Here is a 16,775-nt window from a genome sequence, read left to right as displayed (position 1 = left end):
GGACCTTGGGGCTTGGCATGTTGGCACGCTGCCGAAATCAGCAGCGTATGGGTTTCAGGTTCGTTTCAGCTTCATTTGGCGTTCGTGCACAGCGCAGCGTTGCCGCGCGCCTGCGTGGTGCCGCGCGAGCCGGATTGAGCCAGCCAGTGACTCACGCCCGTGAGCAGCAGTCCGATCACCGTCAGCGTGCCGGCTGCCCAGCTCAGCGACAGCAGGCCCATGCCGCCCGCGATGATGGCTCCACCCACCCACGCGCCGATGGCATTGCCCAGATTGAAGGCGGAAATGTTCAGGCTCGACGCCAGATTGGTGCCTGCCGAGCCAGCCGATTGCAGCACCTGCATCTGCATCGGAGCCACCGTCATGAACGCGGCGATGCCCAGCAGCAGCACGTAGGTCATCGCGATCCAGGGGCTGCCAAAGGTCCAGCGACCCGCGATCAGCGCGACCAGCAGTGCGGCGAGCGTGATGAACAGCGCGCGCATCGCACCGCTGCGGTCGGCGAGCTTGCCGCCGAGGTAGTTGCCGATGGCCAGACCCGCGCCAAACACCAGCAGCGTGATCGCAACGAGCTGATTGCTCATGTGCGTGACCTGCGTGAGCAGCGGCTCGATATAGGTATAGAGCGCAAACACCCCGGCAAAGCCGAACACCGTGATGCCCAGACCCAGCCAGACCTGCGCGTTGCCGAGCACGGCCAGTTCCTGCCTGAGCGATGCGGGTGCGGGCATGGCGAGTTGGCGCGGCACATAGAGCCACAAGATCATGAACGCTGCGACCCCGACCAGCGCCACGGCGGCAAAGGACATGCGCCAGCCGAAATGCTGGCCGATCCAGGCGCCCGCAGGCACGCCGAGCAGCGTCGCGAGCGTCAGGCCCGAAAACATCAGCGCGATGGCCGAGGCTTTTTTCTCCGGTGACACGAGCCCGGTCGCAACCACCGCGCCGACGCCAAAGAACGTGCCGTGCGTGAGCGAGGTGAGCACACGCGCAGCCATCAGCCAGCCGTAGCTCGGCGCGAAGACCGCCGCCACATTGCCCGCGATGAAGATGAGCATCAACGCCAGCAACAGCCGCTTGCGTGGCCAGTCGCGCGTGCCGAGCGTGAGCACCGGCGCACCGATGGCCACGCCGATGGCGTAGCCCGAGATCAGCGTGCCCGCTGTGGGGATGCTGATATGCAGATCCTGCGCCACTTGCGTGAGCAGGCCCATGATGATGAATTCCGTCGTGCCGATGCCGAATGCACCGGCGGCCAATGCCAATAGAGAGGCGGGCATGATGAATACCGTCCTTGTGGTTGTCCGGGTGAAGGCTGCCACTGTGCACGCTTTTGCGTGCTTTGATTAGACGGAACAATGGAAACGGACTTGTGCCATGATGGAATAAATCGCCATCAGGAGTGTCATGAATCGCCCGCAATCGCCCGTTTCCGCATCGCCTGCCTTCGCGAGGCCAATCAACGCAGACGTCAATCGCTCGGGCGAGCTGGAGGTCTTCGTGCAGGTCGCGGAACTTGGCAGCTTCTCCGAGGCGGCCCGCAAGCGCGAGGTGTCGCCGTCCGCCGTCAGCAAGATCGTCGCGCGGCTCGAGGCGCGGCTGGGCGTGCAATTGCTGCAGCGTTCCACGCGCCATCTGCAACTCACGGCGGAAGGGCGCAAGCTGTTTGAAAACGGCAAGCGCGTGCTGGCCGATCTCAACGAACTCGAAACCTCGGTCACCGCGCGCAGTGTTCCGAGCGGCGTGGTGCGCATCAACGCCAGTACCTCGACCGGGCAGGTACTGCTCGTGCCGCTGCTGCCGGCGCTCATGCAGACGTTTCCCGAACTGGTGTTCGATCTGAGCTTCACCGACCATGTGGTCGATCTCATCGAAGCACGCGCCGACATCGCCATTCGCTGGGGCCGTCTGCCGTCGTCGGACAACGTGGCGCGCCTGCTCGGCCGCACGCGCCAGTTGATTGCTGGCGCACCGGCGTATCTCGAGCGCATGGGCAGACCACGCCATCCGGACGACCTTCAGCACCATGTGCGCATCGGCTGGAATTACCCGCGTGCCGTGCCGCACTGGCCGTTGTGCGATCACCGCACGCAGGAGCGTTCTCCGGTCGGCATGGGCGAGACGCTGCGCGTGAACGACGGCGAGGCCATGCGCAAGCTCGCGATCCAGGGCGCGGGGCTGGCGCGCCTGTCGCTCTATCACGCATGGGACGATCTGCAGGCCGGACGGCTACAGGCCGTGCTCGAAGACTTCAACCCCGGAGACCTCGAACCGATCCACGCGCTGTACGTCGGCAAGCCGGGCCACCTGCCGCTGCGCACCCGCGTGGTGCTGGATTATTTGAAGGAGCATGTCGATCTGCGACATGCAGAAGTCGGCCCGCCGAGGAATTTCTCGGGCGCTGACCGCCTTCAGGCCAGCAGGTCCACGAGCGAGCGTGCGATCACCTTGGTTGCGCGGCGCAGGTCTTCGAGGTTCACGCGCTCGTCGGCGCGCTTGGCGTGCGATTCAAGCACCGTGCGCGGACCCGCACCATAGATCACCCCGGGAATGCCGCGCTCCACATAGAGGCGCACGTCGGTGTACAGCGGCGTGCCGACGGCGGCAGGCTTTTCGCCAAACACCGCTTCGCCATGCGCCTGGATCGCATCGACCAGCGGCTTGTTGCCTGCAAGCGGCGTCATGGCGTTGGCGAGCAACAGCCGCTTGATGTCGATCCGCACCGCGTCTTCGCCCGCGAAGCCATGCTCCTTGTTGAAGGCCGCAATGGCATCGGTCATCACCTTGCGGATCGTGGCTTCGACCTCGGCCGGGTTTTCCTCGGGGATCATGCGGCGGTCCACCTTCAGCACCACCTTGCCGGGGATGACGTTGGTGTTGGTGCCGCCCTGGATCTGGCCGACGTTCACATACGGGTGTTTGATTCCGGTGACCTGGGACGTCACCTGCCGGTATTTCACGTTCTCGCCATACAGCGCGTTGAGCACGGCGGTAGCGGCCTGCAAGGCATCGACGCCGGTGTGCGGCACGGCGGCGTGCGCCATCTTGCCGTGGATCGTGACTTCCATCTGCAGGCAACCGTTGTGCGCGGTCACCACCTCGTAGCTGAAACCCGCGGCGATCATCAGGTCGGGTCGGGTCAGGCCCTTGTCGAGCAACCATCCGGGGCCGAGCAGGCCGCCGAATTCCTCGTCGTAGGTGAAGTGCAGTTCGACGCTGCCCCGGCTGGGCCTTGCAACGGCTTCGAGCGCGCGCACGGCGAATGTGAAGGACGAAAAATCGCTCTTGCTCACGGCGGTGGCGCGGCCAAACATGTTGCCGTTATCGATCTCCGCGCCATAGGGGTCATGCACCCAGCCTTCGCCCGGTGGCACGACGTCGCCGTGCGCATTGAGCGCGATGGTCCTGCCGCCATCGCCATACGGGCGTCGCACGATCAGATTGGTGATGGACTGCATGCCGTAGTCCTTTACCTCGTGCTCGGGAACCACGTGCTTTTCGGCCTCGAAGCCAAACGGCTTGATCAGTTCCGCCGTGCGTTCGGCGTGTGGTGCATTGTTGCCCGGAGGCGTATCGGTCGGTAGCTGCACGAGGGCCTGAAGAAAGCGCACCTGTTCGTCGAAATGCTGGTCGATCCACGCATCGAGCGCAGCATAGGTGGCTTGGCGATCCTGATTCATGGGCGTTCCTTTGCGTGTCTGTGTTCGTGTGGGGTTGTTGGGAGCAGGGCGGCCGCAGCCTTCAGGCGTGTTCGCGCGCGAGCTGCTCAAGCAGATGGCTGAACGCATCCACAGCGAGTTGCATGTCGTCCGACGTGGTCGATTCGAGCGGGTTGTGGCTGATCCCGGAATTCAGGCCGCGCACGAACAGCATTGCCTGCGGCAGGATTTCGTGGATCTTCATCGCGTCGTGCCCGGCGCCGCTGGGCATGCGGAACAACGGCAGGCCGAGCGCATCCACCGCGTTTTCCCAGCGCCTTTGCCATTCGGGCGCGCTGGGCGCGGCGCTGGCACTCATGGCGAGTTCGGCCTTGTAGTGCAGGCCACGGCGCCTGGCGATTTCATCGAGCCTGGCGAGGATGTCGGCCACCAGCGCATCACGCTGCGCATTGGTGGGCGCGCGCATGTCGAGACTGAACAGGCAGCGGCCAGGTACGACGTTGATCGAACCATTGGGCACGTTGAGCTGGCCGATGGTAGCCACGCTGTCGCCATCCTGCGCGGCGCGTTGCTCCACATACAGCGCCAGTTCGGCCACGCCGACGGCGGCATCGCGGCGGCGGTTCATGGGCGTGGTGCCCGCATGGCTTGCCATGCCGGTCATCTCGCAGACGTAGCGCTGGCCGCCGTTGATCGACGTGACCACGCCGAGCGGAATATCGAGTTCGTTCAGCACCGGCCCCTGCTCGATATGCACTTCGACGAAGCCGAGATAGTCGGCGGCATTGCGCTTGAGTCTGGGAATGTCGTCGATGCACAGGCCCGCATGCTGCATGGCCTCACGCAGCGTGATGCCATCGGCATCCTTCTGGTCGAGCCACTCGTTCCTGAAATCGCCGATCAACGCGCCGGAGCCGAGGAAGGTGGCCTTGTAGCGCTGGCCTTCCTCTTCCGCAAACGCCACGACCTCCATGCCGAAGGGCAGACGCCGATTCTCGCGATGCAATTCGCGCACGCAGGCCATCGGCACGAAGATGCCGAGGCGCCCGTCATATTTACCGCCGTTGCGCACGGTGTCGTAGTGGCTCCCGGTGATCAAATATCTGGCGTTGTCGTGCGCGCCCTTGTAGCGGCCAACGACGTTGCCGACGGCATCGATTTCCACTTCATCGAAACCGCAGTCGCGCATCCAGTGGCTGATGCGCTGGGCGCAGGCGCGATGCGCGTCGGTCAAGTAGGTGACCGTGAGCTGTCCAAGTTCCTCGTAGCCCGGGTCGGTGTGCTGCGAGAGGCGCTCCTGCCAGTCCCAGACGTCGTTGCCGAGCGTGGGCTCGACGCCGAACTTGTCGTTCAGGCGGATTTCCGCGATGCGGTGGATGTTGCGTAGCGCTTCGGCGCGCTCGAAGTCCGGATGGTTCTCGAGTCGGCGCGCGAACGTGTCGATGATTTCCTGCTTGGACAGGCCGGTTCCGCGCGCACCGCGCACCGCCAGAATGAACGGGTGGCCAAAGCGCGCGTTGTAGTCGGCATTGAGCTGCTGAATGCGCGCGAACTCCTCGGGCGTGCATTGGGTGAGACCGGCCTTGCTTTGCTCATGCGTCGACTCCGCCGTCAGCGACTTCGAGACCATGGCCTTGCCCGCGAGTTCGGGGTGAGCGCGAATCAGGTCGAGTTGCGCCTGCGCGCTGGCCGTGTTCACGACCGTTGCCATCGCATGCTTGAGGTGCGCGAGCGATTTGAACGGGCGCTCGCTCATCGCCTGCGCGGCGATCCACGGCGAGTGTTCGTAGATGCCGTCGAGCAGTTGCGTGGCCTCGGCCACGTCGGCGCTGTGGAGCTGGGCTAGGGTCAGGGTCATGGCGTGGCTTCCTGTTCGGTCGGCGGTTGCTCAGAGTTGCGGCGCGGGAAAGCGTCCGGCCCAGTGGCGCGCGATGTCGATGCGCCGCGCGATCCAGACCTTGTCGTGCTGCTGGACATGGTCCAGGAAGCGCTGCAGCGCGGTGATGCGGCCAGGGCGACCGAGCAGCCGGCAATGCATGCCGATGCTCATCATCTTCGGTGCGTTGTCGCCGGCTGGATCGCCTTCGGCGTAGAGCGTGTCGAACGTGTCCTTCATGTACTGAAAGAACGGATCGGCGTGCGAGTACCCCTGTGGCAGCGCGAAGCGCATGTCGTTCACGTCGAGCGTATAGGGCACGATCAGTTGCTGGTGTTTGCCGCCATCGGTTTTCTGCACGGTCATCCAGAACGGCAGATCGTCGCCGTAGTAGTCGCTGTCGTACTGAAAACGGCCATCGTCGGCCACGAGGCGGCGCGTGTTGGGACTGTCGCGGCCCGTGTACCAGCCGAGACCATGGTCGCCGTTGCTGCCGTAGAGTTCGGCGAAGATTTCCATGCACTGCGCCATGTGCGCGCGTTCGATCTCGGCGGGAACGCCCTGGTAGTGAATCCACTTCAAGCCATGGCAGGCAACCTCGTGCCCCAGTTCATCGAACGCCTGCGCAACCTCACGGTGCTTTTGCAGCGCGGTTGCGACGCCGAACACGGTGAGCGGCAGGCCACGCTTTTCAAACTCACGAAGAATCCGCCACACGCCCGCGCGCGAGCCGTATTCGTAGATGCCCTCCATGCTCATGTGGCGCTCGGGATAGGCGGCCGGATTGAACATCTCCGACAGAAACTGCTCGCTCGCCGGATCGCCATGCAGCACGCAGTTTTCGCCGCCTTCTTCGTAGTTGAGAACGAACTGCACGGCCACGCGGGCATTGCCCGGCCATTGCGGATCGGGCGTGCCGCGACCGTAGCCAATCAGGTCGCGAGGGTAGGGGCGCTGGCGTCGTAGGTCATGGTGCGGATGAGGTCAGTTCGTCACGGCGGAAAGAGCCATCGACAGATCGCTGGTCGGCAGATCGCGGTCGAAGATCAGTCCTTCTTCCACATGCCGCAGGTGTTCCTGCATCAGGCGCACGGCGGTGTTGGCATCCTTGTCGGCGAGCGCGGCGACGATGGCCTCGTGCTCTTCGTGCGAGTGTTCGGCGGCGGTGGTGCTCTGATACATCAGCGTGATGAGCGCGCAGCGCGAGATCAGATCGCCAAGCATTTGCGCGAGCACCGCATTGCCCATGAGTTCGGCCATGACGACGTGAAAATCCCCGAGCAGTTCGGTGCGCTGTCCCACGTCATTGCGCTCCATGGCCTTCTTTTCTGCGGTGATGTGGGCCTTGAGCGCCTTGATCTGCGCGGGCCTGCATTGCTTTGCAAAATCACGCGTCATCGCGGATTCGAGCATCAGCCGCACCGCAAACACCTGCTTGGCCTCATCGACCGAAGGCGTGGCGACAAAGGCGCCGCGCGCGGGCTCCAGCGTCACGAGGCGGTTCTGCGAAAGCTGGAACAGCGCCTGCCGCACCAGCGTGCGCGAGACGCCGAAGTGGTCGGCAAGTTTCTGCTCGCCCAGCTTGGTGCCGGGCAGCAGCCGGTGCTCGACGATGGCGCGCGTGAGCGCATCGGCAATGGTGCTGGTGGAGGACGTTTCCATCTCGATATCTTCCTCTCGGGTTTACAAAAATTGTATACACTTTTGGTCGACAGAGATATAGTCGAATCCACCCGACGTTTAAGGAGTTATCCCAATGGGCCTTAGCACTCACGTTCTCGACACCATGAATGGCCGTCCGGCTGCGGCATGGCGGTGGAACTCTTCAGCACCGAGGGCGACAAGGCGACGCTGCTCAAGAGCCTGACGCTCAACCATGATGGACGCACCGATGCGCCCCTGTTCGATAACGCCTCGTTGAAGGTGGGAACGTATCGGCTGACGTTCGATGTGGCGGCCTATTTTCGGTCCCTCGATGTGGCGTTGCCCGAGCCCAATTTTCTGAACAAGGTGAGTCTGGATTTTGGGGTGGCGCGGCAGGATCAGCATTACCACGTGCCGTTGCTGGTGAGTCCCTGGAGTTATTCGACGTATCGGGGGTCTTGAAGACCGGGTTTTCTTCGCTCGTGCCTGTCTATAGCTGGCCTTCGGTCAGCGTATCGAGCTGGAACTTGCCGGATTTGTCCCATAGCCAGGTGTCGGTGTAGACCACGCCGTCCATGTTCGCGGGAACGGGGTAGGGAGCTGCGGCGCGGACTGTGCGCTCGATTTCCTGGATCACTTCGGGCGCGTGGTTGGGGGCGCGCATCCAGCTCAGGCTGCGGACTTCGCCGTTTTTGTCGATGCTCACCTGCAGCACGCCGATGGCATAGAGCAGCGGTTGCAGCTTGCCCTTGTAGATGCGCGCGGCATTTTTTGAATAGATGTGGCGGGCGGCGTCCCGTCGGTAGGCGCGCGGCGTGGTGGCTTGCGAGGCATTATCCGGTACCGGCTTGGGTTTTGGCGCGGGTTTGGGAGCGGGTTTCCTGGGCGCGGGCTTGGGGATCGGCTTGGGGGCGGAGGCCTGCTGCTCGGGCGGCACGACGATGGGCGGCGACTCGGGCGACGATGCGGGTGGCGTGATCGGCGGCAGGATCTCCGGGCCGGGAGGTGCGGGCTGCGTGGGCGTGGGTGTTGCAGGTGGCCGCGGCTTGGGGTGGCGCGTTTCCACATAGCCGATCAGCAGTGCCACGCCCAATGCCGCGAGCAGCACGAAAAGCCAGGCGAAGCGTTGATTGCGCGCGGCGCGTGCAGCGCGGGCATGGGGTGGCTGGATGACAGGCATTTTGTTTGTATAAATACGGACAGTCGGTTTGTTCTATCAGCCCGCTTTTTTTGATTATCCGGAATTACGGAGATTTTTGTTCGTGCCCGTAGCACTTCAACGCCTGTTGCAGCATTTGCAAACAGCCCCAGCCTGTCTCGTGACCGTCGAATCCACGCAGGGCTCCGCGCCGCGCGAGGCCGGAGCGTGGATGGCGGTGTGCGGGCCTCTGGTGCTGGGCACGATTGGCGGCGGGCATCTGGAACTGGAGGCGATTGCGCTGGCTCGCAACCTGCTGGCCACTGGGTTTGCGGCTGGCGAAACCGGTTTTGTCAGGCGCTGGGCGCTTGGCCCGAGTCTGGGGCAATGCTGCGGTGGCGTGGTGCATCTGCGTTTTGAACGGGTGAGCGCCGAGCACGGCGCGGCGCTGCAGCGGCGGCTTCAGCCGGATCTGCATTCGCTCGCGCTGTTCGGCGGCGGCCACGTCGGCAATGCGTTGGTGAACGTAGTGGCCAGGCTGCCGTTTGCGGTTCACTGGATCGACAGTCGCGACAGCGTGTTCCCGGAACTGCTGCCGCCGCGCGTGCGCTGCGAACATTCCGATCCGGTCGAGGCCGCCGTGCGCGATCTGCCTGCGGGCACACGTGTGCTGATCATGAGCTTCAGCCACGCGGAGGATCTGAACATCGTTGCCGCCTGCCTCAGGCGCCAGCGAGAGCAGGGCGATCTGCCCTTTGTCGGGCTGATCGGCAGCGCCACCAAGCGAGCGGTGTTCGAGAGCCGCCTGCGTCAGCGCGGCTTCGGCGATGCCGAGATTGCGCACCTCACCTGTCCGATTGGTGTGCCCGGCATTTCGGGCAAGGAACCCGAGGTGATTGCCGTCGCCGTGGCGGCGCAGTTGTTGCAATCGATCTACATGGCATGAAAGGGGCAACGGAGATTTGCTGGCAAGGGTATGTCCTAGGTCAGCGTTTCCAGTGGTTGCTTAGTTTTTGTATACACTTTCCGTCAACAAAATCGGTCGCAGCGGTGCCCAGGTCCATCCGGAACCAAGGTGCGCGGCCAGATGACTGCTCAGAGCGCCCGCAGTGGTGAGCAGGAAAAAAGCAATGTCGCCCCCGATATTGCCCAACGGCGACCACCCGCGTCGCCAGGATTGAGAGCTATGGAAAGCTACTTTCTCGACTGGGCCAACCTGCTGCTGCGCTGGCTTCACGTCATCACCGCCATTGCCTGGGTCGGCTCCTCGTTCTATTTCGTCTTTCTGGACAGCAGCCTCACGCCGCCGGTCGATGAAGACCTCAAGCGCGACGGCGTTTCCGGCGAACTCTGGGCCGTGCACGGCGGCGGCTTCTATCACCCGGTGAAGTTCAACGTCTCGCCGCCCAGGCTGCCCGATCACCTGCACTGGTTCTACTGGGAGAGCTACACGACCTGGCTTTCGGGCTTTGCGTTGCTCACCGTGTCCTATCTGTGGAATGCCAGGATCTATCTCGTCAACCCGGCCAGCCCGGACCCGATGTCGACGAGCATGGCGATCATGTCCGCGCTCGCGTTTCTCGTGGTGTTCTGGCTGCTCTATGACGGCATCTGCCGCGTGTTCGGCCAAGGCAAAAAGGGCGACGCGGTGGTGGGCGCGCTGGTGCTCGTGCTGGTGTGCATTGCGTCGTTCCTCGCCTGCCACATCTTCCCGGGCCAGGCCGCGTTTTTGCTGATGGGCGCGATGCTTGCCACCTCGATGAGCGCCAATGTGTTCTTCTGGATCATCCCCGGCCAGCGCAAGGTGGTTGCGGCACTGCGCGCCGGCGGGCCGGTCGATCCGGTTCACGGCAAGCGCGCCAAGCAGCGCTCGGTGCACAACACCTATTTCACGCTGCCGGTGCTGTTCGCGATGCTGTCGAATCACTACGGCTGGCTCTACAACCACGCGCAGAACTGGCTGGTGCTGATCCTCATGATGTTCGCGGGTGCCGCGATCCGCCAGTTCTTCGTGCTGCGCCACGGCTTCAAGCTGGGACGCAATGGCCATCCCTGGCCCTATGCGTTGGTCGGCGTGCTGGTGATCATCGGCGTTGCCGCGTGGCTCAAGCCCGCAGCGCCTGCTCGCGTCGCCAGCGCGGCCACTGCGCCTGCGGCTCCCAGTGTTCCGGGCTACAACGAAATCCACGCCGTGATGGAGAAGGCCTGCATGGTCTGCCACAGCGCCAAGACCATCGCGCAGAAGAACGTGATGCTGGATACGCCCGACGAGGTCAAAAGCCATGCGCAGCAGATCTACACCCAGGTCGTTCAGCTCAAGAAGATGCCGTTCGGCAATCCCGCTGGCCTGACCGATGCCGAGCGCGACATGTTCAAGCGCTGGTACGAAGGCGGAGCGCCGACTGCGCCCTGAGTCAGTGCCTGCGCTTAGAATTGGCGCCCCAGACCCGGAAAGGCTGCTGTCCCGCAGCCTTTCCTTTTTATATTTCATCGGCGTGCCGCCCATTCGGCATTGCCCGGGACCATGTAGAGGAACACCATGTACAAAAACCTCGCTGCCGCGCTCGCGGCCGCCTGTTTTTCATTTTTATCTCCCATTTCCGCAGTTCATGCCGAGTCGCCCGCGAAAATCGCGCCGCCGGTGAAGGCCGCGTTTGTCTATGTCTCGCCCATCGCCGACGCGGGCTGGACGCACCAGCACGAGGCCGGGCGAAAGGAAATGATGGCGCTGCTCGGCGACAAGGCGGTGCAATCCACCTTTGTCGAAAACGTGGCCGAAGGCCCGGACTCGGAGCGCGTGATCCGCGACCTGGCGGCGTCGGGCAACGACATCATCTTCACGCCGAGTTTTGGCTACATGGAGCCGACGATGCGCGTCGCCAAGGAGTTTCCGAACGTCCGGTTTGAATCCATTACCGGCTACAAGCGCGCCGACAACGTGAGCACCGCGAATGCCCGCTACTACGAGGGCCGCTACCTCTCGGGCGTGCTCGCGGGCCGCATGAGCCGCACCGGCGTGGCCGGTTTCGTCGCTGGCTTTCCGATTCCCGAGGTCATGCAGGGCATCAACGCTTTTGCACTCGGAATGCGCTCGGTCAATCCGAAGGCGGTCGTGAAGGTGGTCTGGCTCGACGTCTGGTTCGACCCACCCCGGGAACGCGAAGCCGCGATGGCGCTGTTCAACGAGGGTGTTGACGTCGTGGCCTTTCAGGTCGCGTCGACAGCCATCATGGCCGCTGCGCAGGAACGCGGCAAATATGCAATCGGCTTTCATTCCAACATGCAGCACGTGGGTCCGGACGCGCAACTGGTCGCCGTCACGCATCAATGGGGCAACTACTACGCTGACCGCGTGAAGGCCGTCGCCACCGGCACCTGGAAAAGCCAGAACACCTGGGCCGGCGTGCGTGAGGGAATGATTCGCCTCGACGGCTTCAACGCCAGGATCCCCAGCGCAGTGCGCGAGGAACTCAAGAGCCTCGAAAAGGACATGGTCGCCGGAAAACTGCAACCCTTCCGCGCCGCCAAGGCCCCCATCCGCGACAACCAGGGCACCATCCGGATCGCCGCAGGCCGGGCACTGAGCGACGAAGAAATCCTCAAGATGGACTGGCTGGCGGAAGGCGTTCAGCCCCGGAAAAAATAGCAAGCGGGAGTCCATATGATATGGAGATGAAAACGCTGCGCACATACCCATGTCCCTCACGCCGCGCATAGAGAAATAAACTCCAAAAATGCCCCTCTACCGCTCCGCACTCCTGCGCTTCACTCCATCGGACGAGGCGCTCTACGAACAGGATGGCCTGCTCGCCACCGCGCCCGATGCCGCGGGCGTGCAGCGCGTCGTCGCGGCAGGCAGTTGGAGCGCGCTGAGTCCGCAATACGTGGGCGATAAAAATGCGACGAAGCTGGCCGAGGACGTCACACATCTTCCGGGCCGCATCATCGCCCCAGGTTTTGTCGATCTGCACATCCATTACCCGCAGACCGATGTGATCGGCTCGCCCGCCGATGGCCTGCTGCCCTGGCTGGAGAACTACACCTTTCCGCATGAGTCGCGTTTTTCCGATCCGGCCTATGCGGCAGAGGTGGCGAGGTTCTTTCTCGATGAGCTGCTACGCAATGGCGTGACCACGGCGGTCACGTTCTGTACCTCGCATCCGGGCTCGGTGGACGCGCTGATGGCCGAGGCCGAGACGCGCCGCATGCGCATCATCGCGGGCAAGGTTCTGCAGGATCGCCATTCGCCCGATGGCGTGCGCGACGCCACCGGACCATCGCTGATCGACACCGAAACGCTGATCCGCCGATGGCATGGCAAGCACCGTCTTGGCTATGCGATCACACCGCGTTTCGCTCCAACGAGCAGCGAGGCGCAACTGCGCGGCGCGGGCGAGCTTGCGGCGCAGTACGGCGATGTGTGGATCCAGTCGCACGTGGCGGAAAACCACGACGAGATTCGCTGGGTGCGCGAGCTGTTTCCTGCCGCGCGCAGCTATCTGTCGGTGTATGACGAGTTCGGCCTGATGCGCGAGCGCTCGGTCTACGCGCACTGCATTCACTTCGACGACCAAGACCGCGCGCTGATGCGTGAACGCGGTGCCGTGGCGGCGGTGTGTCCGACGAGCAATCTGTTTCTGTCGAGTGGATATTTCGATTTCGCAAAGGCCGATGCCGCAGGTTTTGGCTACGGACTGGCGAGCGATGTGGGCGGTGGCACGAGCTTCAGCCCGTTTCACACCATGCTGGCGGCGTACTACGTGGGCCGCGAAGGGCATGCCAAGAGGGGCCAGTCGCTCGATCCGCAGACACTGTGGTGGCGGCACACGGCGGGCGCGGCGCGTGCCGCCGGACTCGATGGCGTGATCGGCAATCTGCAGCCCGGCTGCGAGGCCGACTTCGTGGTGCTCGATCCGCAGGCCACCGCGCTGCTCGCGCGCCGCACCTCTCAGGCACGCAATCTGGACGAACTGCTGTTCGCGATGATCGTGCTCGGTGATGATCGACTGATCGAGCGCACGGTGATCGCGTGATGCCCGGGGCGTGAAGGTTTGCGGTCAGAATAGCGGTCTGCAAGGCGCACCACCACACGGGGTGTGCAAAGCTATATTTTTGATAGTGTCGTGGGGCGCTCGGTCGCCGCCACATGAAAGTGCAAGGAGTGACTGGGATGTCGATCAAGAGCGATAAGTGGATCCGCCGCATGGCCGAGGCTGAGGGCATGATCGAACCGTTCGAGCCGGGGCAGGTTCGCCAGGCCGATGGACGCAAGATCATCAGCTACGGCACCAGCAGCTACGGCTACGACATCCGCTGCGCGCCTGAATTCAAGGTGTTCACCAATATCCACAGCACGGTGGTCGATCCCAAGAATTTCGACGAGAAGAGCTTTGTGGATTTCCATGGCGATTCCTGCATCATCCCGCCCAACAGCTTCGCGCTTGCCCGTACGGTCGAGTATTTCCGCATTCCCCGCAACGTGCTGACGATCTGCCTGGGCAAGAGCACTTACGCGCGCTGTGGAATCATCGTCAACGTGACGCCGTTCGAGCCCGAATGGGAAGGCTACGTGACGCTGGAGTTCAGCAACACCACACCGCTGCCCGCGCGCATCTACGCGGGCGAGGGCTGCGCGCAGGTGTTGTTTTTCGAGAGCGACGAGGTGTGCGAGGTCAGCTACAAGGACCGCGGCGGCAAATACCAGGGTCAGGTCGGCGTCACCCTGCCCAAGGCCTGAAGCCGATTCAGCCCGTAGCCCCACCGAAATTCTCCGCGGCGCGGTGAAAACGCGTGGGCGTCCTACGAGCCCGATGGGGCAAATTATTGTCAACTTCGCTATCGGCGTCTGCGTTTCGTAAGCACGATGCAGCGTTGTCCGTTGTGGGGCGACGCGACAGGCGTAACATGCGTCACCCCAGGATGGCCAGCAGGCCCAGCAGTTAATACCGGAGATAAGACAATGAAATGGGAAGGCAATCGCGAGTCCAGCAATGTGGAAGATCGCCGTGGAGAATCTGGCGGTGGCGGCGGCATGATTGGTGGCCGCTCCATCGGCATCGGCACCGTGGTGGTCGCCCTGATTGGCTGGGGCGTGTTCGGCATCAACCCGCTCACGACCATTGGCGTGCTCTCCGGTGGCGGTGAACAGCAGCAGGTGCAGCAGCAGGGGCCCGCCAAGGCGCCGCCTGCCGACGATCAGCAGGCCAAGTTCGTCCAGACCGTGCTCGGATCGACCGAGGACGTGTGGACCGCCATCTTCAAGCAGGGCGGCGCGCAATACCGCGAGCCCAAGCTGGTGCTGTTCCGGGGCGTCGTGCCCACGGCCTGCGGCACGGGCCAATCGGCCATGGGTCCGTTTTACTGCCCCGGTGACCAGAAGGTCTATCTCGACATGGGCTTCTTCGACACCATGAGCCGCCAACTGGGCGCGCCCGGTGAATTCGCCCGTGCCTACGTGATCGCTCACGAGGTCGGACACCATGTGCAGACGCTGCTCGGCACCACCGAAAAAGTGGACAACATGCGTGGCCGCGTGAGCCAGCGTGACCAGAACGCACTGTCCGTGCGCCTTGAGCTACAGGCCGACTGCTATGCCGGCATCTGGGCGAATCACTCTCAACAGGCCAAGAACTGGCTTGATCAGAGCGATATCGAGTCGGCCATCAACGCCGCTCAATCGATCGGTGACGACAAGCTCCAGCGCGAGCATACCGGCGGCGTGCGTCCCGATGCGTTCACGCATGGATCGAGCGCGCAGCGCGTGCGCTGGTTCACCACCGGTCTCAAGACCGGCAGCGTGCAGTCCTGCGATACGTTCAATACGCAGTCGCTGTGATCCGGGTCGCTTGACGATGTGTTGGATTTCGCGCCCTTTGCCAGAGAAATGGCGGGGCGCGGAACATGGAAAACCCGCAATTTCCGGCAAAGTGCGACAATAGTGGCTTAATGACACAAGCCTATTCTTCCCTCGCGCTGGCTGAACCCCTCAAGCGCGCCGTAGCCGACATGGGCTACGAGTTCATGACGCCCATTCAGGAGCAGGCCATTCCGGTCGTGCTGGCGGGCCAAGACGTGATGGGTGCCGCGCAGACCGGCACCGGCAAGACGGCGGCATTCTCGCTGCCGCTGCTGCAGCGGCTGCTCGCACATGAAAACAGTTCCGCGTCGCCTGCGCGCCACCCGGTGCGCGCTCTGGTGCTGCTGCCCACGCGCGAGCTGGCCGATCAGGTCGCCCAGCAGATTGCGATGTATGCCAAGTACACCAAGCTGCGCAGCACCGTGGTGTTTGGCGGCATGGACATGAAGCCGCAGACCCTCGAACTCAAGAAGGGCGTCGAGGTGCTGGTGGCGACGCCGGGTCGTCTGCTCGATCACATCGAGGCCAAGAACGCGGTCCTCAATCAGGTCGAATACGTGGTGCTCGACGAGGCCGACCGCATGCTCGACATCGGCTTTTTGCCCGATCTCCAGCGCATCCTGTCGTATCTGCCCAAGCAACGCACGACGCTGCTGTTCTCGGCCACGTTCTCTCCCGAAATCAAGCGGCTCGCGGGCAGCTATCTGCAAAACCCGATCACCATCGAAGTCGCGCGTCCGAACGAGACCGCCTCAACGGTCGAGCAGCGTTTCTACGCTTCGACGGACGATGACAAGCGCCGCTCCATCAAGCAGGTACTCAAGGATCGCGGCGTCAATCAGGCGTTCATCTTTGTGAACAGCAAGCTCGGTTGCGCGCGCCTCACGCGGGCGCTGGAGCGCGACGGTCTCAAGGCCGTGGCGCTGCACGGTGACAAGAGCCAGGACGAGCGCCTGAAGGCACTCGAATCGTTCAAGAGCGGCGAAGTGAATCTGCTGTGCTGCACCGACGTGGCCGCGCGCGGTCTGGACATCAAGGATGTTCCGGCGGTGTTCAACTACGACGTGCCGTTCAACGCCGAAGACTATGTGCACCGCATCGGCCGCACGGGCCGGGCTGGCGCGTCGGGACTCGCGGTCACGCTTGTGACCTCGCACGACACGCGCCTCGTGAGCGACATCGAGAAGCTCATCAAGAAAAAGATCGAGGTGGAGGCGCTGGAGCTGGACGATGAGCGTCCCCGTGGCCGCTTCAACGATGGTCGCCGCGCATGGGGTGGCGACGAAGACGATTCGCGCCCCTCGGGCGGTGGTGGTTCGTCCTTTCACTCGCGTGGAGGTCACCGCGAAGGTCGCGACAACCGCGGCGGTTATCGCCAGTCCTCGGTTTCGAGAGACCCGTTCTTCGACAAGCCCTACGAAGCCAGCGCGGCAAATGCCGAACCCGCAACCTGGGAGGCAGCCGCCAAGGCGCAGCCCGCACGCGGCGGGGTGTCGGCGAACATCAAGTCCAAGCGCAAGGTCGCGGCATTGTTCAAGCCCATGACCGAAACCTCTTCGACGCAATAATTTGCGACCCACCCGGGGTTGCACGTTGAGTGAG

12 protein-coding genes and 3 pseudogenes are annotated in these 16,775 nt (G+C 63.4%); 9 read left to right on the top strand and 6 right to left on the bottom strand.

From position 1 onward, the window contains the following. Positions 1-71 precede the first annotated feature (71 nt). Entirely contained in the window at positions 72-1,280 is a 1,209-nt protein-coding gene (locus H9K75_RS06855) for an MFS transporter (protein WP_187725205.1), read from the bottom strand. Positions 1,281-1,407: 127 nt separating this feature from the next. Between H9K75_RS06855 and H9K75_RS06850 the strand changes: the two are divergent. Beyond that, positions 1,408-2,382 (top strand): annotated as a pseudogene (locus H9K75_RS06850) (LysR family transcriptional regulator); the annotation flags it as partial. Positions 2,383-2,411: 29 nt separating this feature from the next. On the opposite strand, the gene H9K75_RS06845 reads toward H9K75_RS06850, so the two are convergent. The 4 genes and pseudogenes from H9K75_RS06845 to H9K75_RS06830 all read right to left on the bottom strand — a co-directional run bounded on the left by H9K75_RS06845 (position 2,412) and on the right by H9K75_RS06830 (position 7,197). Next, positions 2,412-3,680 carry a M20/M25/M40 family metallo-hydrolase gene (locus H9K75_RS06845; RefSeq protein ID WP_187725204.1) on the bottom strand — a complete coding sequence of 423 codons (1,269 nt, stop codon included), beginning with the start codon at positions 3,678-3,680 and terminating at the stop codon, positions 2,412-2,414. 61 nt (positions 3,681-3,741) lie between these two features. Further along, positions 3,742-5,517 carry a 2-oxo-4-hydroxy-4-carboxy-5-ureidoimidazoline decarboxylase gene (gene uraD, locus H9K75_RS06840; protein ID WP_187725203.1) on the bottom strand — a complete coding sequence of 592 codons (1,776 nt, stop codon included), beginning with the start codon at positions 5,515-5,517 and terminating at the stop codon, positions 3,742-3,744. Positions 5,518-5,547: 30 nt separating this feature from the next. Next, positions 5,548-6,506, bottom strand: a pseudogene (puuE, locus tag H9K75_RS06835) (allantoinase PuuE). Positions 6,507-6,519: 13 nt separating this feature from the next. Continuing rightward, positions 6,520-7,197: a GntR family transcriptional regulator gene (locus H9K75_RS06830; RefSeq protein ID WP_187725202.1), complete on the bottom strand. Its 678-nt coding sequence runs from the start codon at positions 7,195-7,197 to the stop codon at positions 6,520-6,522. A 94-nt stretch (positions 7,198-7,291) separates the two neighbouring features. Here H9K75_RS06830 and uraH point away from each other — a divergent pair. After that, a pseudogene (gene uraH, locus H9K75_RS06825) lies at positions 7,292-7,641 on the top strand (hydroxyisourate hydrolase). A 28-nt stretch (positions 7,642-7,669) separates the two neighbouring features. Here uraH and H9K75_RS06820 read toward each other — a convergent pair. After that, positions 7,670-8,122 carry a hypothetical protein gene (locus tag H9K75_RS06820; protein WP_404826433.1) on the bottom strand — a complete coding sequence of 151 codons (453 nt, stop codon included), beginning with the start codon at positions 8,120-8,122 and terminating at the stop codon, positions 7,670-7,672. Positions 8,123-8,441: 319 nt separating this feature from the next. Between H9K75_RS06820 and xdhC the strand changes: the two genes are divergently transcribed. The 7 genes from xdhC to H9K75_RS06785 all read left to right on the top strand — a co-directional run bounded on the left by xdhC (position 8,442) and on the right by H9K75_RS06785 (position 16,741). Beyond that, a complete protein-coding gene (gene xdhC, locus H9K75_RS06815; protein ID WP_226858581.1) occupies positions 8,442-9,263 on the top strand; it encodes a xanthine dehydrogenase accessory protein XdhC in 822 nt (273 codons plus the stop codon). 240 nt (positions 9,264-9,503) lie between these two features. Beyond that, positions 9,504-10,730: a urate hydroxylase PuuD gene (locus H9K75_RS06810; RefSeq protein WP_187725200.1), complete on the top strand. Its 1,227-nt coding sequence runs from the start codon at positions 9,504-9,506 to the stop codon at positions 10,728-10,730. A 126-nt stretch (positions 10,731-10,856) separates the two neighbouring features. Further along, positions 10,857-11,963, top strand: a complete 1,107-nt coding sequence (locus H9K75_RS06805) for a BMP family ABC transporter substrate-binding protein (RefSeq protein ID WP_187725199.1) — start codon at positions 10,857-10,859, stop codon at positions 11,961-11,963. Between the two features lie 88 nt (positions 11,964-12,051). Further along, complete coding sequence (gene guaD, locus H9K75_RS06800; RefSeq protein ID WP_187725198.1) at positions 12,052-13,350, top strand: guanine deaminase; 1,299 nt, start codon at positions 12,052-12,054, stop codon at positions 13,348-13,350. 137 nt (positions 13,351-13,487) lie between these two features. Next, complete coding sequence (dcd, locus tag H9K75_RS06795) at positions 13,488-14,054, top strand: dCTP deaminase (protein ID WP_187725197.1); 567 nt, start codon at positions 13,488-13,490, stop codon at positions 14,052-14,054. A 222-nt stretch (positions 14,055-14,276) separates the two neighbouring features. Next, positions 14,277-15,152: a KPN_02809 family neutral zinc metallopeptidase gene (gene ypfJ, locus H9K75_RS06790; protein WP_187725196.1), complete on the top strand. Its 876-nt coding sequence runs from the start codon at positions 14,277-14,279 to the stop codon at positions 15,150-15,152. Between the two features lie 110 nt (positions 15,153-15,262). Next, positions 15,263-16,741 (top strand): DEAD/DEAH box helicase, encoded by a 1,479-nt coding sequence (locus H9K75_RS06785; protein WP_187725194.1) that lies wholly within the window; start codon positions 15,263-15,265, stop codon positions 16,739-16,741. The last annotated feature ends 34 nt before the right edge of the window (positions 16,742-16,775 follow it).

This window comes from Diaphorobacter aerolatus (genome assembly GCF_014489535.1).
In the GTDB taxonomy this organism is placed as follows: domain Bacteria; phylum Pseudomonadota; class Gammaproteobacteria; order Burkholderiales; family Burkholderiaceae_C; genus Diaphorobacter_A; species Diaphorobacter_A aerolatus.
Note: the sequence above shows the minus strand (reverse complement) of the source record. Positions and strands in the feature narration are given on the sequence as shown.